Source organism: Pelagimonas sp. (genome assembly GCF_050633425.1).
Taxonomy (GTDB): domain Bacteria; phylum Pseudomonadota; class Alphaproteobacteria; order Rhodobacterales; family Rhodobacteraceae; genus Pelagimonas.
The window spans coordinates 1-24,011 of record NZ_JBOEGM010000022.1 but is presented as its reverse complement, the minus strand read 5'-3'; the positions used below and the strand labels follow the sequence as shown (position 1 = coordinate 24,011).

Annotated in this window: 20 protein-coding genes; 5 read left to right on the top strand and 15 right to left on the bottom strand. The window is 55.5% G+C overall.

The features are described from left to right. Positions 1 to 69: 69 nt before the first annotated feature. Positions 70 to 768 (top strand): helix-turn-helix transcriptional regulator, encoded by a 699-nt coding sequence (locus ACRBB0_RS18655; RefSeq protein ID WP_431375973.1) that lies wholly within the window; start codon positions 70 to 72, stop codon positions 766 to 768. Positions 769 to 771: 3 nt separating this feature from the next. Here ACRBB0_RS18655 and ACRBB0_RS18650 read toward each other — a convergent pair whose 3' ends face one another. The 6 genes from ACRBB0_RS18650 to ACRBB0_RS18625 form a co-directional block, all read right to left on the bottom strand. After that, on the bottom strand, positions 772 to 1,257 hold the full coding sequence (locus tag ACRBB0_RS18650) for a hypothetical protein (RefSeq protein WP_431375972.1): 486 nt from the start codon (positions 1,255 to 1,257) through the stop codon (positions 772 to 774). After that, positions 1,257 to 1,739: an RNA pyrophosphohydrolase gene (locus ACRBB0_RS18645; protein ID WP_431375971.1), complete on the bottom strand. Its 483-nt coding sequence runs from the start codon at positions 1,737 to 1,739 to the stop codon at positions 1,257 to 1,259. Before ACRBB0_RS18645 ends, ACRBB0_RS18650 begins: the two co-directional genes overlap by 1 nt. Positions 1,740 to 1,855: 116 nt before the next feature. Next, complete coding sequence (locus ACRBB0_RS18640) at positions 1,856 to 3,193, bottom strand: S41 family peptidase (RefSeq protein WP_431375970.1); 1,338 nt, start codon at positions 3,191 to 3,193, stop codon at positions 1,856 to 1,858. A gap of 6 nt (positions 3,194 to 3,199) precedes the next feature. Continuing rightward, complete coding sequence (locus ACRBB0_RS18635) at positions 3,200 to 4,318, bottom strand: murein hydrolase activator EnvC family protein (protein ID WP_431375969.1); 1,119 nt, start codon at positions 4,316 to 4,318, stop codon at positions 3,200 to 3,202. Further along, the gene (gene gpmI / locus ACRBB0_RS18630) at positions 4,315 to 5,823 is read right to left on the bottom strand and encodes a 2,3-bisphosphoglycerate-independent phosphoglycerate mutase (RefSeq protein WP_431375968.1); all 1,509 of its coding nucleotides are present in this window, start codon (positions 5,821 to 5,823) and stop codon (positions 4,315 to 4,317) included. Before gpmI ends, ACRBB0_RS18635 begins: the two co-directional genes overlap by 4 nt. Before the next feature lie 122 nt (positions 5,824 to 5,945). After that, entirely contained in the window at positions 5,946 to 6,875 is a 930-nt protein-coding gene (locus ACRBB0_RS18625) for a carbohydrate kinase family protein (protein WP_431375967.1), read from the bottom strand. Between the two features lie 396 nt (positions 6,876 to 7,271). Here ACRBB0_RS18625 and ACRBB0_RS18620 point away from each other — a divergent pair, with 396 nt between their 5' ends. Together ACRBB0_RS18620 and ACRBB0_RS18615 are read left to right on the top strand one after the other, a co-directional pair. Continuing rightward, positions 7,272 to 7,628: a hypothetical protein gene (locus tag ACRBB0_RS18620; protein ID WP_431375966.1), complete on the top strand. Its 357-nt coding sequence runs from the start codon at positions 7,272 to 7,274 to the stop codon at positions 7,626 to 7,628. Between the two features lie 63 nt (positions 7,629 to 7,691). Continuing rightward, positions 7,692 to 9,320, top strand: a complete 1,629-nt coding sequence (locus ACRBB0_RS18615; protein ID WP_431375965.1) for a CHAT domain-containing protein — start codon at positions 7,692 to 7,694, stop codon at positions 9,318 to 9,320. A gap of 7 nt (positions 9,321 to 9,327) precedes the next feature. On the opposite strand, the gene ACRBB0_RS18610 is transcribed toward ACRBB0_RS18615, so the two are convergent. The 5 genes from ACRBB0_RS18610 to ACRBB0_RS18590 all read right to left on the bottom strand — a co-directional run bounded on the left by ACRBB0_RS18610 (position 9,328) and on the right by ACRBB0_RS18590 (position 15,872). Continuing rightward, positions 9,328 to 11,901 (bottom strand): hypothetical protein, encoded by a 2,574-nt coding sequence (locus tag ACRBB0_RS18610; RefSeq protein ID WP_431375964.1) that lies wholly within the window; start codon positions 11,899 to 11,901, stop codon positions 9,328 to 9,330. Then, positions 11,898 to 12,182: a hypothetical protein gene (locus ACRBB0_RS18605; RefSeq protein ID WP_431375963.1), complete on the bottom strand. Its 285-nt coding sequence runs from the start codon at positions 12,180 to 12,182 to the stop codon at positions 11,898 to 11,900. Before ACRBB0_RS18605 ends, ACRBB0_RS18610 begins: the two co-directional genes overlap by 4 nt. A 139-nt stretch (positions 12,183 to 12,321) precedes the next feature. Further along, the gene (locus ACRBB0_RS18600; protein ID WP_431375962.1) at positions 12,322 to 13,728 is read right to left on the bottom strand and encodes a patatin-like phospholipase family protein; all 1,407 of its coding nucleotides are present in this window, start codon (positions 13,726 to 13,728) and stop codon (positions 12,322 to 12,324) included. A gap of 84 nt (positions 13,729 to 13,812) precedes the next feature. After that, positions 13,813 to 15,150 (bottom strand): ATP-binding protein, encoded by a 1,338-nt coding sequence (locus tag ACRBB0_RS18595; protein ID WP_431375961.1) that lies wholly within the window; start codon positions 15,148 to 15,150, stop codon positions 13,813 to 13,815. A 2-nt stretch (positions 15,151 to 15,152) separates the two neighbouring features. Continuing rightward, positions 15,153 to 15,872 carry a response regulator transcription factor gene (locus tag ACRBB0_RS18590; protein ID WP_431375960.1) on the bottom strand — a complete coding sequence of 240 codons (720 nt, stop codon included), beginning with the start codon at positions 15,870 to 15,872 and terminating at the stop codon, positions 15,153 to 15,155. 161 nt (positions 15,873 to 16,033) lie between these two features. On the opposite strand from ACRBB0_RS18590, the gene ACRBB0_RS18585 reads away from it, so the two are divergent. Together ACRBB0_RS18585 and ACRBB0_RS18580 are read left to right on the top strand one after the other, a co-directional pair. Beyond that, the gene (locus ACRBB0_RS18585) at positions 16,034 to 16,660 is read left to right on the top strand and encodes a hypothetical protein (RefSeq protein ID WP_431375959.1); all 627 of its coding nucleotides are present in this window, start codon (positions 16,034 to 16,036) and stop codon (positions 16,658 to 16,660) included. 12 nt (positions 16,661 to 16,672) lie between these two features. Next, positions 16,673 to 18,781, top strand: a complete 2,109-nt coding sequence (locus ACRBB0_RS18580; protein ID WP_431375958.1) for a caspase family protein — start codon at positions 16,673 to 16,675, stop codon at positions 18,779 to 18,781. Between the two features lie 125 nt (positions 18,782 to 18,906). On the opposite strand, the gene ACRBB0_RS18575 is transcribed toward ACRBB0_RS18580, so the two are convergent. The 4 genes from ACRBB0_RS18575 to ACRBB0_RS18560 are packed head-to-tail and all read right to left on the bottom strand — an operon-like array spanning position 18,907 to position 23,605. Further along, a complete protein-coding gene (locus tag ACRBB0_RS18575) occupies positions 18,907 to 20,298 on the bottom strand; it encodes an ABC transporter ATP-binding protein (RefSeq protein WP_431375957.1) in 1,392 nt (463 codons plus the stop codon). Then, positions 20,295 to 21,122: an ABC transporter permease gene (locus tag ACRBB0_RS18570; RefSeq protein ID WP_431375956.1), complete on the bottom strand. Its 828-nt coding sequence runs from the start codon at positions 21,120 to 21,122 to the stop codon at positions 20,295 to 20,297. Before ACRBB0_RS18570 ends, ACRBB0_RS18575 begins: the two co-directional genes overlap by 4 nt. Continuing rightward, the gene (locus ACRBB0_RS18565) at positions 21,122 to 22,078 is read right to left on the bottom strand and encodes an ABC transporter permease (protein ID WP_431375955.1); all 957 of its coding nucleotides are present in this window, start codon (positions 22,076 to 22,078) and stop codon (positions 21,122 to 21,124) included. Before ACRBB0_RS18565 ends, ACRBB0_RS18570 begins: the two co-directional genes overlap by 1 nt. A 3-nt stretch (positions 22,079 to 22,081) precedes the next feature. Further along, entirely contained in the window at positions 22,082 to 23,605 is a 1,524-nt protein-coding gene (locus ACRBB0_RS18560) for an ABC transporter substrate-binding protein (protein WP_431375954.1), read from the bottom strand. Between the last annotated feature and the right edge of the window lie 406 nt (positions 23,606 to 24,011).

Sequence of the window (24,011 nt, the reverse complement as noted above, 5' to 3'; positions counted from 1 at the left end):
GGGGCTGGGGCGGGGTCACCTGCCCTCCCACTGTCAATTTCTGTCACCATTGGGCAGTATGGGTTTGCCATGTCTCGTACCGAACGCCTGTTTCAATTGATGGATACTCTGCGCCGCCTGCCGCCCCCTGTGACGGCGGGGCAATTGGCGATGGAAACCGGGGTTTCTGAACGCACACTTTATCGAGACATCGACTCTTTGCGCGGATTGGGGGCCGTGATCGATGGTGCCGCCGGCTTTGGCTACACCTTGATAGAAGACGCGCATCTTCCACCGCTAAGCTTTGATGATGAAGAGATCGAAGCGCTGGTCGTGGGGTTACGCGAAGTCCGGGCTGTTGGTGATCCGGCTCTGGCTCAGGCCGCATCCCGCGCGATGGCCCGCCTGAAAGCGCGCCTTCCGGAAAAACAGGCGCATCGGTTGAAACACGCAGTCCTGACCGCCCATCGCTTCACCCAAACGCCGGTTCCAGGAATCGACGCAAGCGCGCTGCGCAAAGCGTGTTGGGAAGAGAAACAGGTCATCTTTGATTATACGGATCGCAACGGAGCCCCGAGCCAGCGCGAGGTCAAACCCCTATCCATCATCTTTTTTGAGCAAAGCCACTGTCTTGTGGCCGAATGCCAATTGCGACAGGCGTTTCGGACCTTTCGCCTTGATCGCATGGCCAATCTCGAAACAACGGGGCGCTCGTTTCGCCCCCATCGTGTTGGCCTTTTGCGTGAGGCGCTAAAACGCTTTGCCGATGAGGGTGATAACCACCCTTAGTGCTTAATCGTCATCATCGGGCTGACAGTAGCCGCCCGTATAACAGCGCTGCACATCGCGAAGGGCTTTTTTGCGCGGGTTCTCAAACATCCAGGCCTCACATGGATTTGCGAAGGCAACGTGCTTGCCCTTTTCCCGTTTGATAAACATCAGGTAATGGCCACCTGATCGGGCGCGCCCACACCATGACCCCGTGCACACGATCCTGAGGGTTATGGCCCCTTGAAACGGGTTGGTGAAACCGTCAGCATCCAGCGAATGCCCCACCAATTGCGCGTGCAGATCGACATCCGAATGCCCGCCGCCAGAGACAGTCGGTGGCAAACGACCTTCGTCAAAATCCAGCCGTCCAAGCACAGCGCCCCAGCGCTCTTCCGAAGCATCCGCTTCGAGGTAGCTGCGCACTGGATTGGGTTTGAGACAGCTAAGCGCCAAGGCAGGCTGCGCCATGATCAGCAATCCAAGAGCAAGAGCAACAATTGCACGCATCACAAGTACCCACGAAACGCTGTTACGACTTGCTCATAAACGCCGCGCTTAAACGGCACGATCTGTTCGACAACATCATCCGCGGCAAGCCAGCGCCATTTCGAGAATTCGGGATGAGGGAGGTCGATATTGATGTTGTCGTCCGAACCGTGAAACCGCAGCAAGAACCATTTTTGTTCCTGCCCCTTATAGCGGCCTTTCCAGATTTTCGGGACAATGTCATGAGGCAGATCATAGGCGATCCAGCCCTCTGTCTGCGCCTCAACAGTCACCAAATCGGCGGAAACGCCTGTTTCTTCCTCAAGCTCGCGCAGGGCGGCGGCTTGGGCATCTTCACCTTTGTCGATGCCACCTTGGGGCATCTGCCACGCGGGCACGTCACTATCCAAACGCTGACCGACCCAGGCGTGTCCATCTGCGTTGACAAGCATCACGCCGACGTTTTGGCGATAGGGGAGTTTGGCAATCTCTTCAGGTGTCATAGGGCCCTCTTCTCTAGCTAAACCAGAGCTATACCGTTCCAGCATCGCAGGCCAGATAGGACACCAAAACAGTTACCACAATGCAAAAGGGCGGGGAATTTCCCCGCCCCGTTGTCTTACTTTTTCTCGCCGAGCACCGACAAGCCACGCAGGATGTCGATGGCATAGGCCAGCTGATAGTCCTCTTCGCGCAGCTTGGCCGCCGCTTCGACCTTGGCACGATCTTCTTCGATGTGACGGATTTCGTCTTCGGTCAAAGAATCGTTGTCGAGACTGCCGCGCAGATCCGCTTCGGAGCGGGAGAAACGGTTTGGTGTTTCATCCTCGTCCTCATCCGTTGGGCTGCGGCGGGGTTGATCCACCACGAGGTCAGGCGAAACGCCCAGCGCTTGGATCGAACGACCCGAAGGCGTGTAATACCGCGCTGTGGTCAGGCGCATGGCCCCTTCGCCGCGCAATGGCATCACGGTTTGGACCGACCCTTTGCCAAAAGATTTTGTCCCAACGACAATACCACGACGGTGATCTTGCAAGGCACCGGCAACGATTTCAGACGCCGAGGCAGACCCGCCATTGATCAAAACGACCAAGGGTTTTCCTTCTGCCAAATCACCGGGCGTGGCGTTGAAGCGTTCGCCGTCGGCAGGGTTGCGACCACGGGTCGACACGATTTCACCGGCGTCAAGGAAAGCATCCGACACGCGGATCGCCTGGGTCAGCAAACCACCGGGGTTGTTGCGCAGATCCAGAACAAAGCCGTTCACATTCTCCATGCCGCCAGCTTCTTCGACCTGTTTGGCAAGGCCGTCAGCAAGGTTAGGGAAGGTTTGGTCATTGAATGTGGTGACCCGCAAAACAACCGTTTGCCCTTCGAGACGCGAACGCACGGCAGTCAGTTTGATGGTATCGCGGATGATCGACACGTCAAATGGCTCTTCTTCGCCTTCACGCACAACGGTGATCACGATTTCCGACCCAACCGGGCCGCGCATGAGATCAACCGCTTCGTCCAGCTTCAGGCCCAAAACGGATTCGCCGTCCACATGGGTGATGAAGTCGCCCGATTCCATACCGGCGGCATCTGCAGGGGTGCCATCAATCGGCGAGACGACTTTGACAAAGCCCTCTTCCTGGGTGACTTCAATGCCCAAACCGCCAAACTCACCGCGGGTTTGGACGCGCATATCTTCTGCGTCCTGTGGCGGCAAATAGCTGGAATGCGGATCAAGCGAGGTCAACATACCGTTGATAGCCGCCTCGATCAGATCAGCCTCATCAACTTCAGAGACGTATTGCGCCCGGATGCGTTCGAAAATATCGCCAAACAGGTCAAGCTGTTCATAGACGCTGGCAGGGCGATCTGCCTCTTGGGCTAGCAGTGGGCCGACAAACTGTGTGGTTGCCACCACCGAGGCCAATGTGCCGCCCAACGCGGCCATGACGAATTTCTTCATACCTTATTATCCCTTGTCGAATGCGAACCACAAAAGTGGATCGACGGGCGTCTCGCCCTCTCTGACCTCTATATAGAGCGTTTCGGAACGCTCAGCGCCACCCCCTTCACTCGAAGGTGACGAATTATTCATCTGCATCACGCCCCCCATCGTCCCAACGGGGCTGCCTTCGGGCAAAACCTGGCCGATATCACCATAAACGGCATCAAGCCCGGCCAAAACAAGTAAAAGGTCGGCTTGTGGTTCAAGAATGGTAACTAATCCGTAATCAAGGAGCGGACCATTGTATCGGATCGTTGCGGCAACCGGGGTTGTGACCAGGGCCTGAGGCTGTGTCGCCATCACAATGCCGGGGCGTGTCACCCCCGCCGCATCGGATTCGCCAGCTTTGCGCAGAATGATCCCCCGCACCGGCAGCTGCAACAGCCCCATCCGATCATCAATGCGAGTTGTGGTGACCGGCGCGTCATCGTCTTCTGAAATCTGCGACAGGCCTGAGGCAAACCCTTGCAACGTCTCGGCCGCCGAGATCAAAATCGCGGTTTTGATCGGGTCTTGGGTAAAGCGACGAGGCAAATCCGTGCGATCGGCAATGGCCTTGGACAGAGCAGTGCGCGCATCTTGGACACCCGTCAGGCCCTTTTCCAACGTCTGCGCCGCGCCTTGTTGAATCTGGCGCAGGGCACTGACCTCTTCCAAGTCCTGCCCAAGTTCCGCCGCCCGTTGCGCCAATCCCGGCGTCACGGACGCCACCAACATGCCAGACCGAGCCATGCCAAGCGGGCCTTGCGGATGCAGCAATGTTTTGGGCTCAGCTTGGCCACCCATCGCGGTCAAGACACCAAGTAATTGTTGAACATCCGCCTCTTGGGCATCAAGCTTGCGGCTTAACTCGGTCTCACGAATGGCCGCAGCACGTAACCCTTCACGCATCGCAGCCAGCCCGTCTTCGTAGGCACGAACCGTTTCAGTCAGCGCGGCAACCCTGTCTCGTGCGCTGTCTGCCTGATCCAATCCAACCGCCGCCGCCTCAAGCGCGTCGGCCGCGGCACGCGCTGCCGCACCGCCATCCTGTGCCGCCAAAGGCGCGGCCCAAAGGGCCAGTATCAGACAAAACCGCTTCACGAAATCAGGCTTTCTCCCGTCATTTCGGCGGGTTTGGGAAGATCCATCACTTGTAGCAAAGTTGGGGCCACATCGGCCAAACGTCCAGAGCGCAATTGCGCGCCATCTGGCCCACCAAACAGAACAACCGGCACCAAGTTGGTCGTATGCGCAGTATGCGGCCCGCCGGTTTCCGGGTCGACCATGGTTTCGCAATTGCCATGATCCGCAATCACCAGCATCGCGCCACCAACCTCTTCCAACTTGGCCACGACTTGCCCCAAACCGGCATCCACCGCTTCACAGGCCTTGATCGCAGCGCCCAGATCACCGGTATGGCCCACCATATCGGGGTTGGCATAATTCACGACGATCAGGTCATAGCCGTGATCAATCGCCGCCAAGAACTGTTCGGTTACTTCACCGGAGCTCATCTCGGGTTGCATGTCATAGGTCGCCACTTTGGGCGATTTGGGCATAAACCGTTCCTCATTGGCTTCGGGCACTTCGACCCCACCGTTCAAGAAGAACGTCACATGCGGATATTTTTCAGTCTCGGCCAAACGGAACTGGGTTTTGCCCTGCTCTGCGACCCAATGGCCCAAGGTGTTGGTGATCTGACGCTTCGGATAGGCCGTGGTCATATAGCCGTTATGCGCGTCGGAATACTCAACCATGCCCAACAAGGCCGACAGCTCAACCTGATCTCGGTCGAACCCATCAAAGTCAGGTGCCCCAATCGCCGCCAAAATCTCGCGCGCCCGGTCAGAGCGGAAATTCAGGCAAAAGAACCCATCGCCGGATTTGAGCCCATCGTAGTCACCGATAACCGTCGCAGGTAGGAACTCATCTGTGATTTCCTTGGCATAATTCTGAGACACGGCCGCTTGGGCATCCGCAGCCGCCTCGCCCTGCCCCAAGATCATGGCGTTGTACGCGGTCTCAACCCGTTCCCAACGATTGTCGCGATCCATGGCGTAATACCGCCCGGTCACTGACCCAATCAGCGCGTTCATCGGCAGGCCTTGGACAAGCTCAGCCATAAAGGACTTGGCAGAACTTGGGGCGACATCACGACCATCGGTGATCGCATGGAAAACAACCTCAACTCCTTGATCCGTCAAAGCTTTGATCGCAGCCTTGATATGCTCAATATGGCCGTGAACGCCGCCATCGGACACAAGCCCCATCAGGTGCGCACGCCCGCCGGCCGCTTTGACCGCAGCCCCAAAGGCCAGAAGCTCCTCATTCTTGAAGAACGAGCCATCTTCGATCGCCAGATCAATCTGCCCCAGATCCATCGCAACCACCCGACCCGCGCCGATATTGGTGTGCCCAACTTCGGAATTGCCCATTTGCCCGGTCGGCAGGCCCACATCCGGCCCATGGGTGATCAAAGTGGCATTGGGGCACGTCGCCATCAACCGATCCATCGTTGGCGTTTTCGCCAGAACGGGCGCGTTGGCGGAGGTGTCATCTGACAGGCCCCAACCATCTAGAATGGTCAAAATAACGGGTTTGGTCATGAAATATGCCCTTGCTTGCGGGGATTTATGCGCTGTTTAACAGCCCCCGCCCCGGATGCGAAGGGGGCAGTTGCATCACAACAAATCCGGCCTGAATTTGCCACTCGGCGTCAGGATGTTCGTTACGTTAGCTCATGGGCCCAAGGCGAATTGGCCCCGGCACGGGATACGGTCACCGCCGCAACTTTTGCACCAAAAGCCAAAGCCGTTTCGGCCTGTTCGGCAGACATGTTTTTCAAGCTGGCTTTGGACAGCAGCTCCAGTTCGGACAGCTTGGCCAATACGCCGGCATTGAAGGTGTCGCCTGCGCCGACAGTGTCCACGACCTGCACTTTGGTGACCGGAACCGAAACCTGGCTGCCATCGGCAAGATAGCCAGATGCGCCATCCCCGCCTTTGGTCACAATGATCAGAGACGCCCCGCTTTGCAAAAGCGCAGCGGCCTTTTCATCCAAACCAGCCTCGCCTTGCACAATCCAATCCAGATCTTCGTCCGAAACCTTGATGATGTCAGACAAGCCCAGCATTTTGTCCAAACGGGCCCGGTAGCGGGCTTCGTCCTGGATAAAGCCAGGGCGAATGTTGGGGTCGATCATCACCGCATGAGACGCGCCGTTTCGCGCCAAGAAGTCCGCATAGGCGTCTGCTCCCGGCTCGCACGCCAAGCTGATGCCGCCGAAATACAGCATCTCTGCGTCGTCCGGCACATCAGGCATGTCTTGCAGTTCAAGCATCCGCCCGGCTGAGTTTTCATCGTAAAAACTATAGGTCGCGTGACCATTGCGCAGTTGAACAAACGCCAGCGTGGTCGGACGATCCGCCTCGACCACCAGGTTCGTCGCGACTTTGCTTGCCTCAAGGCCTGCTTTGAGCTGTTGGCCAAACATATCGGTCGAAAGCCCGGTCAGCATTGCGGGCTGACACCCAAGTCGCCCAAGCGCGACGGCCGTATTGTAAACCGCACCGCCCGTATGGGGGACAAATCCGTCTGGTCCATCTTTTGTGGGCGTTGGGATCATATCGATCAACGCTTCACCGCAACACAAGATCATCTTCAGATCCTTTCGGAGGAATGTTTCCGCTAACACAGCAAATACGTGCAGGGGTGCCCGGACGTCAATAACTATAGATCACCAAAAGCCGCAGGTCACCACCAGACGGTTTCAAATGCGACGGTCCCAAAGTGAAGAACCGAGGCCTTGGGCCAATCCTTTGGCCTGCCATTTTCGCAACAAGCCCGTCGAAACGCGCATCAGGTCGCTCTGTGATTGGTTGGTGGTCGTCACAAAGCGCAGGCATCCACCCCCCAAAGAAATGCCGAGCGACGCCGATCCCCCCGATTGGATGACAATGGCTGTTAGAATTCTCAGGTGACCTCAAAGACTGTTGTTGTGTGAAATTGCAGCGTTTACCATCCCGGTACGATCTAATTTATTGGAGAAAAACATATGAAAACGTTCTTGATTGCAGGGGTTTTGTCTCTTTCGTCGGTCCTGGCCGTTCACGCAGAAGAGGCCGATTTGACACCCGAGGCCATGGCGCAAATCACAATGTCAGAACAATTGATGGCTTTGGGACAAGCGCGGGGAGAGCCCGTGTTGATCCTCGCAGCGGTACGGTTGCGCGCGACACTTGATGGCGCGTCTGCTGCGCCCAGCGCCGAATTCACCACCCAAGAAGACATGATCGCAGCGGCCAAAAAGCTTGCCGAAGGCGATGACGCGCTGACAGGGGTCATTGAAGATGTGGCGGCACAAAGCTCACGCCGGATGTGCATCTATGCACGCAACGGCGCATGTTTTTAAGTTTTCACAATCAACGGCTTGGACAGCGTATTCTGATGCCCGCACCGGGGTTTGAGCGATGACATGCCATTGAAATCCATCCTATTTGGGGCCTGCGCCTTTCTGCTATGCACGTCGGCGCAGGCCCAGCAAGACGACTTTGGCACCCAGATGAGCGCGCGCGCCTTTGAAGGGGCACAATGGATCATGGCCACCAAGGCCGCACGTGCCGTGGCGCAAATGGGGGCACGTGCCGCGGTTGGTGACGGACCATTGGCGCAACTCATTCGTGACAGGCAACAGATCGAAGCGGATGTGGCCGAAGCCAAATCACTTTACGCTGTTCGAAACGCGGGGGCAGGCACACGTGCAGCGCTTCAAAAGTCAGAGCAGGAGCTCTTTGATAAAGACGCTGAGATTCGCGAAAAATTCCCCCATTACGCAGAATTTTCCAATCCAAAGCCCCTGAACTACCAACAGCTCAGAAAACATCTTGCGCCCAATGAGGGGCTTGTCTTGTTCCTGAGCGCCCCGTTTGGCACCTATGTCTGGGCCGTTTCCCACAAGGGGCATGCGTGGCACCGGGCGGATATTTCGGCTGCTGATCTAACCGACCGCATCCGAAATTTGCGAGCGGACCTCGATCCGACGGCGCCCGTGCGGGCGGCTGTTCCACTTTCGGCACCATCTGCGATAGCCGGGCCGACCTTCGACCTCGTGCAAGCCAATGCTCTTTTTACGCAATTGCTTGCTCCGGTGCTGCCGGCTTTGGATGAGGTCGACCACCTCTTTGTCGTCAAAGACGGAGCCCTATCCAGCCTCCCGCTTGCTGTTTTGGTGACAGACAAACCCGATGCATCCACGACGTTTTCAAATGCGGCGTGGATGATCAACCGCTTCGCGTTCACAACGTTGCCAGGGGTTTCCAGCCTTCCCAGCATCCGAGCTTCAACGGAAAAACCTACTGAGGGCGCGCAGGTTTCTGGCTTTGTTGGGTTCGGTGACCCGGATTTTGGCGGCGCACAGGCACATGCGAAACCTGTCTCACGCGCAATGGGAGCGTTTTTCGGCGATGAGGGAACGCTTACCGATGCTGTGCGCAGCCTACCGCCCTTGCCCGGAACCGCCCGCGAGCTGCGCGACATCGCCGAACTGTTTGGCCCGACCCGAGCACAGGTTTTCACCGGCGATCAGGCGACCGAAGCGCGCGTCAAATCGGCCGCGCTTGAACAAACCGCTATTATTTCTTTTGCCACACACGGGCTGATCACCGGAGATTTTTCGGGGCTGGCCGAACCTGCTTTGGCCTTAACGCCTCCGCGCAACGGAACGATCCTTGATGATGGGCTGCTCACGGCATCAGAGGCCGCCAAGCTTAAGCTAAACGCCGATTGGGTCATTCTCTCTGCGTGTAATACGGCTTCGGGTGATGGCACACCCGGAGCAGAAGGGCTGTCAGGTTTGGCACGGGCGTTCCTATTTGCCGGAGCGCGGTCCATTTTGGTGTCGCATTGGCCCGTGCGCGATGACGTCGCAGCCATCTTGACCAAAGAGACACTGGCGCGTTTGCAGCAAAATCCGTCGCTGGGAAAATCGCAGGCCTTGCGACTCTCGATGCTGGATCTGATCACCCAAAGCCGCAGTCCGTCTCTGGCGCATCCTTCGGCTTGGGCCCCGTTTGTCTTGGTCGGTGATGGCGGCGCAACGCAGTAACCACAGATCAATAGCGTGATACAACAAGCATCTGATCGGGAACCGTCCCGCTCACTGCGCCCCAAGCAATGTCAACAAACAGCAAATACCTCCAGCGATCTCGCTCTAGCAATTGCAGCGTCCCTTCGCCTGCGCCTTCAAACGACAGCCTGGCCGCAATATTCGCAGCGCGATCCATAAGATCAAACGCAATGGCTGTGTCGCCGGCACGGGCAAAGGTAAACGCCATTTGCCACAACACCTGCGCATCTTCATAGGTTCCGCGCTGCTCTGCCCCCTGCGCCACCCAAGCCATATCGCGCATCCACGCGGCGGCCCCTTGGTAATTACCGCGATCACGAAACTCAAACGCCGGACGAATGTGGCTCATGGCTCCAGAAAACCCTGTTGTGGTCTTCTTAAAATGTGCCAAGACATGGGCCGGAACAGGCGCATCAAGATCAGGCCACTGACCGGGCCATTCTGGCGTGGTTCCCAGTGCCTGCAGCAGATCGGCGGTTTGGGTCTCGCCCAGCGCGTTCCGGTAATGCGCTTCTTGCAAAGCCATGGCCCGCAATTTTGGATCACGGGCATAGGTTTGTGGGCTGTCAAATTGGTAGGATTGTAAATCTTCGCCGGAGACCTGCAGCTCATATCTGTGTCGAAAGGCGCGGTATAAATCGGCAGCTTGCGCCATATTTCCGCGGCGAAATTCGACACGGGCGCGAATATCGTCTTTGTCAGACAGCCCCTCAATCAGCGCCAACAAAACCGTATCGAACGTCGTATCAAGCAGATCCAGAGCCAGGTCATCGCTCAAATTCTGGTGGCTGTAATCCAGCTCTTGCATTTCCAATATGCCCTGAACCGCAGCTTGGTAAAACTCTTGCGCACGCGCGTCGCCCAACCGCGATGCCGCCCGAGCCCGCTTGGCTTGAAAGCTAACAGTGAGCTCAGACTCAGCCAACACATCGCGAGCGCGCGTCTCAGTCCTGTCGCCAATGCTGACCGCTTGACGGTATTGGCCTGCGGTCAAAAGCGCATCCATCGTTTTACTGGCCCGATCAATCAAATCCGACATCGGCAGACCCGCAACCTGTTCGGCGAATTCAAACCCGGTGACGCTATCGCGCGCATCATCAAGCGGCAGGTCGGCGCTTCTGGTTGACCCACGGCTATAGAGGTCGGCGAGTTTCAAAAGGTCTCCGGGAAAGACATCTCGGAAAAACTGATCCGCAGAGGCCTGCGTCAGGCCCGCGACGCCCTGAGGGTAAACGGTAGATGGCAGGTTGAAGTAACGAGAGGCCACGGTCTGAACGATATCGGCTTTGCACTCCGTTTGAAGACAGGCTTGAACCGCAGCCTTTGCTTGGGTCGCAATGTCGGTATTCTTGGCGAGAACGGCCGCTGCCCATTGATCCATCAGGATGGAATGAAGCTGTGCATCGGAAAACCCCTGGGCGCGGGCATCGGCCAATATTGCAGTCAAAAGCCCAAGCGCTCGTTCCATATCGCCGTCAAACATGACAAGACGCGCCTTAATAACATGGGCAAAGATGACATCTTGGGGCCTGTCTGAACCGAGATAAAGATCGTGCAAAATCGGCCATCGTCCGATGATCGCCGAGGTCCAAAGCGACGTGCCGATATAGGTCACATCCCGGCCCAACAGCGCGTCATGTGACAGGTTGCCTTGTGGTGTCAGCAGGTTATCAACCTCCGCAGCCACGCTTGCATGTCCCAGCAAGAACCCGGCCATCGGATGCGCATCCAACATACGGTCCGCAATGAGGCGGACGCGTTTTTTGTCATTGGCCCTTGCCTTGTCGGCGTTGCCCGAGACCTCAAGCGCCCAAGACAGCTCGCGCGACCAATCACCCGTCACAAAGTTCGCTTCTAACGTAATCTCCTCTCGCAGCCGATCAGGCGCATTCACCAGCATCGCAGTTCCGGCCAGCGCCGCAGCGCGCATCCCATCCGGGTCATACTGTTCAAATGGCCGCTTTAATGCCCTTCGATTTGGACCAAGCCAGTCGAATACAAAATCAGTTGGACACCTGGGCTGACCACAGGTTTGAGCACGGGTCAAATACTGTTGCGCAACCTTAACGTCACCGTCTCGCCATGCCAGAATGGCGGCATCCGCCAAGATCGAAACCATCTGATCATCGGTGCCGCCAATGGCTGCGAACTGGGTGACCAAATCCTCGATCTGAAAGCGCGCCGCCTCTGTGTCCCCCGCAAGCCAGCGAATGCGTGCCTCAATCATCCGGGCAATAATTTCATCGCCGCCTGTCTCGGTTTTTCGCAACAACGAAACCGGATAGGCCAAGTGGTAATACATCATTCCCGCAGAATACGGAGTGTCGGACCTCGGATCATAGGCCGCGCCCAGCGCATCCAGTTCCTGCAATTGCAATGGCTTTGAACCGCTATGCAAATGCGCGGCAAAGCTACGATCCAACAGGTTTTGTGACGCGGTGAACCCCCTGCCCGGATCCCCGATCAAAGATTGAAATTCAGTCAATTTTTGCTGGGCCGACACGTCCATCGGCAATAGTAACGAAGTCAAAACGACGAGGCTACGGACAATGCGGTTCATTCTGAAGACCTCCCTACAGCATTGAAAAAACGCCAAGTCGCGATCAAAACGCCGCCCCATACCAACGTTTCAACCCCAAATTCCTTGATCGAATACCATGTCAAAATCAAAGCGGTTGTTACGACATCTAGAAACGCCCCGGCCCCGCGGTGGCCACCATAGCTGTGCAAGAAAAACACCAGCCAAAACCCAAAATGCAAAGCGAGCGCGCCGGGCAGCAGCTTGCGCAACACACCAATGGCACGGTGCAGGAGGTTTGAAAAAGCTTTCTGATGGCGCATGGATATCGGCCTTGGGTTCAAGCGTTTCTTTGCCCCAGTTTAGCCAGCTGCACCAAGGTTGGGCAAATGAACAAAGCTGTCACAAAGCGCCAAACCCCTGTTATTTTAACTGGTATTTCTAGCTGGTGTTTCCAACATGTCAGTTGCGAATAGGAGAAATCCGCGTCGGCGTGATCTGCGTGGCTCCATCGGCTGCGAGCACTGGCCCTGCCAGACCGGCCGCACGGATAAGCCCATTAAATTCAGGGTTCATACGGGTTGCCCTACGCCCTGCTTCAATCGCCATATCCACCTGATCAACCTTCAATTTGAGACGCGTCGGGATGGTGTTGAGTTCATCTCTCATGTCATCTGGAAACTCGTCAAATGACGCGACGCCGACAAACAATTTCACGTCTTTGCAATCCCAACCCTGCAAGGTGCCCCGAAGCTTTTTGACCCGCGCTCTGGGAAGGCTGCACCGGAACTCAATCACATCTGCATGCCAATCTTCAAGCGTGAGCCGCATGGCATCATAGGCCGTTCGCGTTGCGGACTTCATCGCACTCTGGACAATCGCCCGCGCCAATCCGACACCCCCCGGCCCTTTTTGACGATTGGCCCAAGCCGGGTCTTTCTCAACCCCGGCATTGGCCACGAGAAACAGGAAGTTTCGCACCCGTACGGCCTGTTCTTCGGTCAGAGGCCCGTATTGGTTTTGCGATTTTGCCCGCGCAACAGAAAGCGCGATCGTGCCGAAATTGTCGGTTATGCCACCATCCAAAAGCTTGATATATTGCACATCATCGGCGTTTGCATAGCTTTCCAAGACCTGGCCATGGGCCTTCATGGTTGCGGTGGCTTCTGGATTGTAGCGCGCCGCAGTCAGCCAGTCGGGCTCTTGGTAATTGCATTGTTTGGCATGCGCCTTGAGAACAATAGGGCTAAACACCAACGGGAAAGCCGCCGAGGCCGAAACCGCCTCGGACAAGGGCAGCGCAGAGAGGTCACTGCACAGTGCGTCAAAGGTTTCCGGCGAGAACAAAAAACTGGTTTCACTGGCGACATCCGCGGCATTGATCCACGTTAGAATGTCAGACCGCTTTGCCAAATCGCCAAATGTCGCGTTGTGAAACAGGGTCTCATCCAGATAGCGGCCAAAGGTGGCACGGCCATTGGCCCCCCCTGACAATCCACGCGCAATCGTGAGAGGGTTATAGGCCTTGTTGGCCATATACTTTTCGGCGTTTGTGATCAGGAACCGCTCGCGGTAGCCCTGAACACCCTTGGGCCCAGTCAAACCAAAATGCGCCGCTGTCACTGAGCCGCCTGAAACACCGGTGACCAGCCGTACATGCGGCAACAGCCCATGCGGATTTTGCGGTGTTTGCCCAACGTCTTGCAACGCTTCCAACATCCCATGAGCAAAGGCCGAAGCCCGCATACCACCGCCGGAAAACGCCAAGCCAATGAACAAATCGTCCTGAGGCAAATCACGGTTTCCAACCCGCACAATCGGCGCGTTTTGCCCGTCTTGTTTTGGCCTATTGATCGGGGCATTTGTCACCGCGCACCCCGCCAAAAGAAGGAGTGAAAACGTAATTAATTTCAGAATCTTAGGGCGCAAATCCACAGACACCTCTCGGGGAAATCAAGGTTTGTCGGGTAGTGTAGGCCAATGAATTTGAATCTCAAAACCTTTTTCGGCGGGGGGGAGAAACAGCTTGGCACCATGGCGCAGAACAATGGCCTGAACCAACGCCATGCCCAAACCATGCCCCGACGCATTGGGAGCAGCCCGCGAAAAACGATCAAATATTTGCTCTGAGAACCCGTCTGGAAGGCCAGGCCCGTTATCGGAAATCGTCAGGCAATGGTGCCGCGTCTGAGCGCTCAAAGACACTTTTATTTCAGCACCTTCCCCACAAAATTTGATGGCGTTGTCGATCAAATTGGACAAGAGCTGTGCCACCAGATTCCTGTCGCCCAAGATCATGAGATTTTGGGCGATATCCGCATTCACGATCATGCCATGTTCCTGAGCCAGCGGCGTATACAGCTCGGTCAAATCGACACAGAGTTGCGACAAATCAAGCGGCACCAAATCAAGCGTTTCCCCGCGCCCCGATTCCGCCTTGGCGATTTGCAACAGGCTATCAAAGACCTGAACAGTGCGACGCATCTCGGCCAACGCCTCTTGACTGTTTTCGTCTTGCTCATCGAGTTGCATCAGCCGGTTTTGAATACGCGTCAGCGGAGTGCGCAGTTCATGGGCTATCGTGTCGCTCAGATGGTGGGTCGAACGCGTCAACGCCTCGATCCTATCCAGCATTTTGTGGATATGCCGCTCAAGCAGGGCGTATTCATCATGGGCTGCCAAAGGGGCGAGCCTCGCGCTCAAATCGCCGTCGGCGACGCGATCCGCTAAGGCATTGATGCGTTTTATCCGCCGCATCACGACAGCATTCGATATCATGGCTGCGGCCCCGGAAATGGCCAAAACCACCACCAAAAGCAGACCGGATCGTTGTTTCAAAACGCCAAGGACGGCATCCAAATCCGACGTGCTATGCGCAACCAAAAGCGGGAAATTTCCGCGCAGAACACGAACAACACCCAAATAAGTGCCGCCTTGATGCGAAAACACTTGTATCGGACTGGTTTGGTTTTCGGCGGGCATCTCAAGTCCTTGCCCCCAGAGACCGACATTCCCGGCCAATTCACCCTTGCCACGATCATGCAGCGACAACAGCACATCTGCCTCGGGATCGGTCGCCAAGCGGAACTCGATAGCCTGTCGAACAGCGATTATTCTACGCTGATCATATAGAGCGGAAAACCCCTGTAGATCCGCGGCAACCAGCCGTTCCAAACGCTCGGTCAACACCCGTTTCACCGTGATAAACTGTACTGAAATTCCAATAAGCTGGACGATAAGAAGAGCGATAGCAAAGATCGCAATTGTCCGTTGTGTCGTGGTGAAACGCATCCTCACATGCCTTTCACCACGGGCCTTAAGTCCGGGTCAAAAAGATACCCTTCCCCGCGCTGAGTGTGAAGCACGGGCCGGACCAATGCAGCATCCAATTTGCGCCGTAACCGGCCAACATGGACATCGACAACATTGGTCTGCGGATCAAAATGAAGGTTCCAAACCGCTTCCAATAACTGCAATCGGGTCAAAACATTCCCGTGGTTTTTGGCAAAGAAACACAGCAGGTCAAACTCACGGGGGCTAAGGGAAACATGTCGATCCCCCACATGAACCTGGCGGGCCTTGAGCCGAATTTGTAAAGCCCCAAAGGTCATGATTTCTGTCTCGGCAATCTGCCCCTCCTTGCGGCGCAACAAGGCGCGAACACGCGCAATAAGCTCCGGTGCATCAAACGGTTTTGCCAGATAATCATCCGCGCCACGGTCCAACCCCCGTGTCCGATCCGCGGGCAATCCCAGCGCGCTGAGCATCAAAATCATGGCAGACGAGCCGCCCGCCTGGATCTGAGCAATCGCATCAACCCCGTCACCACCTGGTAGCATCCGATCAAGAATGATGACGTCAAAATCGCTGTCCAAAGCCGCCTTGATGCCTGTGTCCAACCTGTCTTTGTGCACAGGCGTCCACCCTTCATGACGCAATAACCTTGCGACCTCCGCAGCGGTTTCGCCATCATCTTCAACAATCAAAATACGGGCTGGGTCAGAAGGTGTCATGGTTCGGATCAATCACTGAAAGTTTTGAAATATCCCCTTGTGAGTAGCATGAACAGGCAGAGGGAAAGCATGAAAAATCCTGTCATGAATGCGCGTTGACTTGCTAAAAACGCGAACCTGTCTCAGATTAACGTATAATTCATTTTGAATAGGAGCGTGGTATGAACCGATTTGGTGTTCTTCTGTCAGGCGCATTGATGAGCCTGTCTTCTGTCGCGATCGCAGACCAGCCGTTGCTAAAACGAATTCAAACCTCCTTTGCGCTTTATGAATTGGGCGTCGCACAAAGCGATCCGCTTTATATTCTAGCGGCGGCGCAATTGCGAAAATCCATTCCGTTGTCTGCTGGCACGCTCGCCCCCGAAGGTGGCAAAACCGAACAGTCCGAACCTCTGTTGGACGCGAAGACAATGTTGGCCGCTGCAGAGCCTCTCATTCAGGGGGATCCGGCGTTAGAAGGATTGGCGGAAGACATCAAAGCATATCGGACCAAGGGCGTTAAAAGCGGGCCGGTCTATTCCATCGTTCAGATCAAAGCCAAAGGCCGCGATACCTATCCGGGCATCATTTTTACCGGCGGGCAATACGCGGAAATCTATGTCGAAGGAGCCTCTGGTACCGATCTAAATTTGCTGGTTCACGATGCCAAAAAGCGGCTTGTTTGTTCTGACACCGATATTAGTGCCGTGGCCTATTGCGGCTGGCACCCCAAACAAAACGATAGCTATTCAATCACCGTGGTCAATGAAGCAGCACTCGGCGGACGTTATTCAATGATGAGCAATTAAGGGATTTTTGCCATGCGCCCCTTGTCTTTTCTTGCCGGGTTGGCTGCGCTTGCCCTCAGCTTTACCCCCCCGGTCTTTGCACGTGAAAACCACGCCTTGCTGATTGGCGCATCGAGCTATCCCAATCTGGATGAACGCTATTGGTTGGTCGGCCCGGCGAACGACGTTGATTTGGTCCGCACCTTCTTAACGCTAAATGAGACCGTGCCATTTGACCCGGAAAACATCACCGTGTTGGCGGATGGCGTTGCCGGGGGGAATGACCCGACCTTGGCGAATATTCGCGCCGAAATGGCCGCGCTTGCGGCCCGGCTCCAACCTGATGATTTCGTCTATCTGCATTTTTCGGGCCACGGGACACAGGCTCCGGCCTTTGACCAAGCCAGCGAATTGGACGGTTTAGACGAGCTGTTTTTGCCAACCGACATTGGGCTTTGGAGCGACACCGTCGGCACGGTTGAAAACGCACTTGTCGACGATGAAATCGGTGCCATGATTGCCCGCTTAAGATCGACCGGCGCGACAGTATGGGCGGTGTTTGACAGCTGTCATTCCGGGACTGTCACGCGGGCCGCTTCGGCAACAGATGATGTTCGTTTACGCAAGTTGGCACCTCGGGCTTTGGGCGTGCCAGACGACGCACTCGACGACGCAATGGCGCGTGGTCTGACACGGTCAGTCAACCCACGCGAACAAGACGACGCGCCAGTTGAACTTGCAGAATTCGACACATCGACTCCGGGGGATTTCATCGCATTTTATGCGGCGCAGTCGAATGAAACCACTCCCGAAAAACGTTTGCCGCGCGGGAAACCCGGTCGGCGTTCGCAGGGGGTTTTTACATATACAGTTTTTGAAACTCTGGCCACGTCGCCGGGCATTTCCTATCGCCAGCTCGGCCAAGAGGTCTTGCGAAAATACGCAACCGAACGGCGGGCGCAATCAACCCCCATGTTTGTTGGTGATCTTGACCAGCCGGTGTTTGGTTACGGAGAGGTCGAAAGCGTTTTTCAATGGCCGATTGAAATCTCTGAAGACGGCACATTAAGCGTGCCAGCAGGCCGCCTTCATAGGTTAGAGCAAGGAGAGCGGGTGGCGATTTTGGCGTCTCCTGCGGAGGCACTGGCCGATGCTCTGACATATGCCCAAGTGGATCAAGTCGACACTTTCAAGGCCAAGCTCGCCCTTGTCTTGGACGGATCAGCGCCCAAGCTGACACACGCGGACCTGCCCAAAGGGGCCTATGCGCGCAGGCTGAATGAGGCGGTCAGTTTCGCGATGACAATTGCGATGCCGGATCCAACAAAGGGCGATGCCGCAGTTTTAAAAGAAGCGTTGGACTATGCCAAGCAGATCGACCTGTTGCCTCATCGAATAAGCTTTGTTCCCCCAAGCGATCCGGCCGATCTCCGCCTTACGGTCCAACCTGACACCGGCAATATTGTCGTTTCGAAAGACAGTGATTTCATGGCTGCAAGTGATCTTGCCCGCAGTCCAAAAATCACCGTTTCCGGAAAATCGGTTGATCAACTCGCGCTGGACTTGGCGGACACTTTTACTCAGATCGCCAAAGTGCAAAACCTACTGAAACTCGGCTCAGGCGTGTCAAATACGTCCCTCGACGTGACCGTTTCATTACAGAGCCGGGTAAATGGGCAGCCTGAACTTACCGCCCTTCCCCCCGTTCCAATCCCGCGCCTCATTCCTGGCGATGAAGTGCATATTATAGTAAATAATCGAGAGGTTGGCCCTGTTGACTTGAACGTCCTTTACGTTGGTAGCGATTACTCCATCACACATATGTTTAGCGGGCGTCTGCAGCCGGGTGACACGCTGAAGCAGGGGCTTTTGCGCATCACCGATGACAGCTTTGGGCGCGATCGAATGATCATGTTTTTAACACCTGCTGAAACACATACGGCTGTAGAAGATTTTGGGTTTCTAGCCCAAGCAGAATTGCCCGCCTTACGGAGCACCCAGAGTTCCTCATTTGGGCAGGTTTTGGAAGATGCAGGGTTTAGGGCGACGTTGCGGGCGGCGGTACCACTTGGTGACCCACAAGATGTTGAAAAACGGCCATCAATGCTGCAATTCGGCTTTGACACACGCCCATTGAATTGATGTTTACAAAACCGGACCGCGCCCGCAGTTTTCCAGAAAAGGCGATCCTGACGTAACTTAGGGACAGCCACAGCCACCTATCGCTGTGTCGAGATGGCGGCCTTTTGCTCCGCCATCTCGACTGTTCACACCAATGAGATCACCCGGTCGGCCCATTTCGTTGAAATGTTCTGATCATGCGTGACAAGAATGATGGCGATCTGCTCATCACTTGCTATGCGATCTAACATTGCCAATGTTTCGCGCTGCGTGATCGGATCAAGACGCGACGTCGGCTCATCCGCCAAGATGATTTTTGGTTTTACGGTGAGCGCCCGCGCAATGGATATCCTTTGCAGTTCGCCGCCCGACACCTCATCTGGTCGTCGCTCCAACAGGGACGGGTGAATGCCAAGGTGCTCAAGGGTTTGGAGCACGTCAGGCCAACCCGTGTTGTTCAGCCGCGCGACATCTTGAAGAGTATGGATGAGGCGTACGCGGTTAGGGAATGCGGCGGGGGGATCCTGATAGAGCTTTTGAATGCTATTCTTGGAAAGCGCTCCTTGGCGCGACACATGACCTGACTCAGGTTTCAAAAGCCCCCCAATCGCATCCAGCAAGGTTGTTTTCCCGATGCCACTTGGGCCTGTCAGGGCAACTTTTTCACCTGTGCGCAGGTCAAGATTAAAACCCTCGAACAAGCGTTTGTTTCCTCGCGCAACCGCAAGATCTTGGACGCGTAAGACCGTTTCTCCGACCTCTCTTGGCGCGTTTTCTGGCCAGTTCTGTGGATCGGCATCCAAAAGTGACTGGGTGTAGCGATCAGAGGGAGCATTGAGCACGGACTTCGTCATCCCCTGCTCAACCAAATCGCCATCCCGAAGAACCAATATTTCGCCACCCAATCTTCGGGCAACAGAGACCTCATGTGTGATAGCCAAGAGTGTGCCGCCATTTTGCGGGACTTCCGCCAATAGATCGACCACCTTACGGTGACGTTCTGCATCAAGCCCCTTTGTTGGCTCATCTGCCAAAAGGATTGGCGCATTGGCTGCGGTTGCCGCGGCAAAGGCCACACGCTGTGCCATACCGCCCGACAGTGCTCCGGGCAGACGGTTTTCAGCGCCCTTTAAACTAAGCGTTTCAAATGCTTGCCCTGTTTCACTTGCAGCCTCTTGGGGATTGCGACCAGCCACAAAAAGATGGGTCTCTTTGACTTGCCGAAAGGAACGCATCAAAGGGTTCAATGCGCGCCAAGGTTCTTGTGGCAGGGTCGCAATCTCGCGCCCCCAGAGCTTGGCCCGCTCGGCAATGGGGAGCTGATCGACGCGACGACCGTCGACAATTATTTCGCCGTCGGCCCTTAATGCACTTGGCAATGTGCCCAAAATGGCCTGCGCGATCAAACTTTTGCCTGCACCGGTTTCGCCCATCACAACAAGCGTACCACCCGGCCGAATATGAAAACTGACCGGTCCCATCAGGCGGGTTGACCCGGCAAAAACGGACAGGGCCTTAACTTCGATAGAAAAGTTCATGGGCGTCGCAAGCCTCCAACGGATAGATGTAGCGCAAGAACGGTGATGACCAGGCAGACAACAGGCTGAAGGATAAGAAACGGGGCCTCGCGCCAATATGGCAAGAGTTCGGTCATCATGACGCCCCACTCTGCGGTCGGTGGACGAATGCCAACGCTGACAAAACCAAGTGCCGCGACAGACGTGACGGCGGTCGCAGCGCCAAACGCCGCAATTGTCAAAAGGCCAGGTCCGATTTCGGGAATCAAGTGTCGGCGCAGCAAAAGCCATGGCCCTAAGCCAAGCATGCGTGACGCTTCGACCGAAGGTTCCGCCAGAACGATCCGCGCCCGCTGACGTGTGTAGCGAAAGTACTCAACCCACAGTGTCAAAGAAATACCGGCATAAAGCGCCCACCAAGATCCTGGGGAAATCGCTGCAAGCATCAGAACAAGCAACAGTCCGGGCAGCGCTAGAACGGCATCAGCAAAAGCGCCCAAAATTCGGTCGGTCCATCCGCCAAACCATGCGGCAAGGACGCCCAAGATAGTGCCGGGAAGACCGGCGGTGATCACAGAAAGACAGGCCAAAGAGAGGGAAAGTTGCGCCCCTGCCAAGAGGCGGGCTGTCATATCCCGCCCCAAATGGTCGGTCCCAAGTGGATGCGCAAAGCTTGGGCGTTCCAGCGTCGCCAACAACGATTGCTTGGCCGGGTCAATACCAATTAAATCAGGCCCTCCAATCGCTGCGACGACCAAACATGTCATCAAAGCATATCCCAGCAACTGAGCTGATTGTCGTTTTATCGGTGTGATGGGGGCAGAGAGTGTGTTGACTTGCTCCATTACAAGGCCCTTTCCCGTGGATCGATGCCGCGACAGGCGAGGTCGACGCAAAGATTGAGCGCAACATAAAGCAGCCCAAGCGTCAGAGCGGTGCCCTGAACCATCGCGATGTCACGCCCAAAGATTGCGTGAACAAGCGCATGGCCAATTCCGGGCCAGGCGAAGACGGTTTCAACAATGACAACCCCCTCGATCAGATAAGCCAGCTGCACGCCAACATAGGTCACCACTGGCAACGAGGCGTTGCGCAGCACATGCCGAATGAGAGCAAAACGGGCGGACAGTCCTTTTGTGCGGGCGAACATGTGCCAATCTGACGTCATGGCATCAACAACTGCATCACGTACAACCCGATTAGAGACAGCCGCCAAGCCGATGCCAAGGGTAAACGATGGCAAAATCAGATTTTCAAACCCACGAAAACCAGCAACGGGAAACAGCTTGAGTTTCACAGCGAAAATCAGAACCAAGACAATCCCGAGCGCAAATGCTGGAACTGCGCGCAGGAAAACCGAAAGCCCCATGGTCACGCGATCCAATACACCATTTGGGTTTAGCCCTGTGACAATCCCAACCGGCAATGCAATCGCGAGCGACGTGACAATTGCCCCTCCGGCCAACAGCAACGAGTAACCAAGTTGCGTTGCGATTTCGTCGACAACAGGCGTGCCGTAAACCAACGAATTCCCCAGATCGAACTGAACCAATTGACCAAGCCAATCCCCCAGCTGAACAAACCACGGGTTGTTTAACCCAAGCTCGACACGGACAGCCTCAGCCGCGGCGGCATCCATCATATCATAACCATAGCGACCAGCCGCAATGCGATAGGCTGCGTCACCTGGCAAAGCCTGCATCATGGCAAAGCTGACAATGCCAACAATAATAGCGACAATTACGGCTTGCAGCCCCCGCGCGGCGAGGACTGCAAAGACCGACTTAAAGAAATCGGTCATAGATTAATCGGCCCAGTACATGTTGCTGAGGCCATAGCTGCGCTGTAGCGGATCAATCACGACACCTTGAAGGTCTTTCGCAATAGAAACGGTGTGCTGATACCAGACAACAGGGATAACCGGCAGCTCTTGCTGCAAAACGCTTGCCACCGTTGCGATGCTGGCTTGGCGCTGGTCCTGATCAGACGTTGACGCAATAACGCGCAATGCCTCGGCAACGTCTTGGTTTTCCCACCCCATAGCGCCCCAATCTCCGCCGCCTTGGCCAAAGTCCTGAAGAACTGAGCCAATGGGATCAGGCGTCAGGCCATAGTTCCGCGCATAAAGGGCGACATGCAAAGAGCCATCCTGATGCCCCGCAGGGATTTCAGAGTAGCTGGCAACACTCACCTCCAACTCAATGCCGATGTCACGCCATTGGTCTTGCAAGGCAGTCGCGATAAGCGGCAACTCAGGGCGATCTGGGAACGTCCTCAGAGTGATGGAAAACCGTTCACCGTCGCGTGTCAGAATACCATCGTCACCCGCAACCCAACCGAGATCAGCCAGTAAGGTTTTTGCGGCGTCTAGATCTGTCCGAAGCGGTTCAACCTCAGCAGAATGCCAGCCACTCAATGCTGGTGGGAACAGCTGATTTGCTGCGGCTTCGGGGAACCGCGTAATTGCCCGTGCAATGCCATCGCGTGGAATAGCAAGGCTGAGGGCCTGGCGGGCTTTGGGGTCATTAAAGAACGGGTGACCCGCGTTTACCTTTAACGCAACAACACGTGGGATTGGCACAGCAGACGTTTCAATTGTATCAACATGTTCCAGATGGGAATACCCGGCAGCATCGAGCGTAAAGACAATGTCTGCATCTCCACTTTCTGCAAGCAGCGCGCGCGTTTCAGCCCGTCCTGCAGCCAAATAGGTTGCTGTCTCAAGTTTCGCTTTTTCGCCCCAATAGGCTTCATTGCGGACCAGCGTAATACTTTGCGGCGGCGTGAACGCGCTCACTTTAAAGGGCCCAGTGCCGATCAACGCCGAAGGCATGCCCTCGTCATCAAAGGCCGCAGCGGCCGGAATGATTGTCGTGGCATGAGCCAAAAACGCAGGCAAAGCTGCAAACGGCGTTTCTAGCGTTATTACAACCTTGCCATTGTGCGCCGAGATGTCTGAGATCGGAGCCTTTTTAAGAACACCGGGTTGGTCCCACGCGCGGCTAAGCGCAAAAACTGCCGCATTCGCGTCAAATGAGGTGCCATCATGAAACAGGACACCTTCACGCAACGAAAACTCCCAAATCAGCCCGTCCTCAGACGCGTTCCATGATGTGGCAAGACCCGGACGAAGTGTCCCTGTAACATCAGCATCAACCAGATTTTCGATGATCTGGAGCTTCTGGATCGCAAAGCCAGCAACCGCCGGATCATAGCTCGCCACCTCCCAAGGAGAGGCGAGCGTCACGCTAGTTTTGGTTTCTGCCCCGGCGTGCCCTGCGGAAACGAGGAAAGCTATAGATACTGCCGCGCTCAAGGATTTTAACATTCGATATCTCCGAAAACTTAGAAAGATTCGGTGACGAAGTAACATGTGATGTTAGGTTATAACATACCAAATAGTGGCGAAAATGAAGAAGTCTCTAAGGATGTCAGCTTCGGTTCTGCGAAAAGTTGTGGCCTACGGAACCGCCACAGAAGCCATATTTCTCTCATGGCCAATTTTTACTAACCCTTTGACTTTCTTATGAAACCTACAAAAATGGAAATATTCGTGACGCTGGAAAATCGTTTCCGCTCAATCCAATGAACAGCCCATAATACGGGTTTTACTTACTTGTTGAGTATCTGACTGGCTCCCGCTCTGACGACATAGCGGAGCATTGTGGAGTACTGATGTCATAGGTCAGCCTTTGGCGGCCAAGAATTGATGTGCAATCCCAATCCTGCAAATT

Coding starts and splice junctions, on each gene's coding strand:
- ACRBB0_RS18570 (WP_431375956.1), bottom strand. CDS start 21,122: ATGGAGCAAGTCAACACACTCTCTGCCCCCATCACACCGATAAAACGA.
- ACRBB0_RS18580 (WP_431375958.1), top strand. CDS start 16,673: ATGCGCCCCTTGTCTTTTCTTGCCGGGTTGGCTGCGCTTGCCCTCAGC.
- ACRBB0_RS18615 (WP_431375965.1), top strand. CDS start 7,692: ATGCCATTGAAATCCATCCTATTTGGGGCCTGCGCCTTTCTGCTATGC.
- gpmI (WP_431375968.1), bottom strand. CDS start 5,823: ATGACCAAACCCGTTATTTTGACCATTCTAGATGGTTGGGGCCTGTCA.
- ACRBB0_RS18620 (WP_431375966.1), top strand. CDS start 7,272: ATGAAAACGTTCTTGATTGCAGGGGTTTTGTCTCTTTCGTCGGTCCTG.
- ACRBB0_RS18605 (WP_431375963.1), bottom strand. CDS start 12,182: ATGCGCCATCAGAAAGCTTTTTCAAACCTCCTGCACCGTGCCATTGGT.
- ACRBB0_RS18595 (WP_431375961.1), bottom strand. CDS start 15,150: ATGCGTTTCACCACGACACAACGGACAATTGCGATCTTTGCTATCGCT.
- ACRBB0_RS18645 (WP_431375971.1), bottom strand. CDS start 1,739: ATGACACCTGAAGAGATTGCCAAACTCCCCTATCGCCAAAACGTCGGC.
- ACRBB0_RS18575 (WP_431375957.1), bottom strand. CDS start 20,298: ATGAACTTTTCTATCGAAGTTAAGGCCCTGTCCGTTTTTGCCGGGTCA.
- ACRBB0_RS18565 (WP_431375955.1), bottom strand. CDS start 22,078: ATGACCGATTTCTTTAAGTCGGTCTTTGCAGTCCTCGCCGCGCGGGGG.
- ACRBB0_RS18610 (WP_431375964.1), bottom strand. CDS start 11,901: ATGAACCGCATTGTCCGTAGCCTCGTCGTTTTGACTTCGTTACTATTG.
- ACRBB0_RS18590 (WP_431375960.1), bottom strand. CDS start 15,872: ATGACACCTTCTGACCCAGCCCGTATTTTGATTGTTGAAGATGATGGC.
- ACRBB0_RS18640 (WP_431375970.1), bottom strand. CDS start 3,193: ATGAAGAAATTCGTCATGGCCGCGTTGGGCGGCACATTGGCCTCGGTG.
- ACRBB0_RS18585 (WP_431375959.1), top strand. CDS start 16,034: ATGAACCGATTTGGTGTTCTTCTGTCAGGCGCATTGATGAGCCTGTCT.
- ACRBB0_RS18560 (WP_431375954.1), bottom strand. CDS start 23,605: ATGTTAAAATCCTTGAGCGCGGCAGTATCTATAGCTTTCCTCGTTTCC.
- ACRBB0_RS18625 (WP_431375967.1), bottom strand. CDS start 6,875: ATGATCTTGTGTTGCGGTGAAGCGTTGATCGATATGATCCCAACGCCC.
- ACRBB0_RS18655 (WP_431375973.1), top strand. CDS start 70: ATGTCTCGTACCGAACGCCTGTTTCAATTGATGGATACTCTGCGCCGC.
- ACRBB0_RS18650 (WP_431375972.1), bottom strand. CDS start 1,257: ATGCGTGCAATTGTTGCTCTTGCTCTTGGATTGCTGATCATGGCGCAG.